The organism is Deltaproteobacteria bacterium, from assembly GCA_011773515.1.
Lineage (GTDB): Bacteria > Desulfobacterota > Deferrimicrobia > J040 > J040 > WVXK01.
On record WVXK01000090.1, the window covers coordinates 2,609 to 3,411 of the forward strand.

Here is an 803-nt window from a genome sequence, read left to right on the forward strand (position 1 = left end):
TGGGGAGACGACGCATGGATGAAAAACCGCTCGGGGGTAAATTCCCTGGCCTCACCCATTTCGGTGTACGAGGTGCACCTTGGATCCTGGCGGAAGATGACGGAAGAGGGAGGGAGGCACTTCTCCTACCGGGAAATCGCCGCTCCCCTCGTGGATTACGTCAAAAAAATGGGGTTTACCCACGTCGAATTTCTCCCCGTCATGGAGCATCCTTTTTACGGTTCCTGGGGCTATCAGGTGACCGGTTACTTTGCCCCCACGAGCAGGCACGGAACGCCGCAGGATTTCATGTACCTCATCGACCAGCTGCACCAGAACGGTATCGCCGTGATCCTGGACTGGGTCCCCTCGCACTTTCCCGATGACGAGCACGGGCTCATATACTTCGACGGCACGCATCTCTTCGAACATGCCGACCCGCAGCAGGGTTTTCATCCCGACTGGAGGAGCTACATCTTCAATTACGGCCGCAACGAGGTGCGCGCCTTTTTGATCAGCAGCGCCCTCTTCTGGCTGGATAAGTACCACGCAGACGGTCTGAGGGTCGATGCCGTGGCCTCGATGCTCTACCTCGACTATTCCCGGAATGAGGGCGAGTGGGTCCCGAACCGCTACGGGGGGAGGGAGAACCTCGAGGCGATCGATTTTTTAAAGCAGTTCAACAGGGTGATCTACGAACGGTACCCCGATGTGCAGACCTTCGCCGAGGAGTCCACGGCATGGCCGATGGTCACCCGGCCGACCTATACGGGAGGGCTCGGCTTCGGGATAAAATGGAACATGGGCTGGATGCACGATGTCCT

General features: G+C 58.2%; 1 pseudogene (cut by both window edges). It reads left to right on the top strand.

Annotated elements, in window-relative coordinates:
- Positions 1-803, top strand: a pseudogene (gene glgB / locus GTN70_09530) (1,4-alpha-glucan branching protein GlgB) (it extends past both window edges: 353 nt to the left, 484 nt to the right).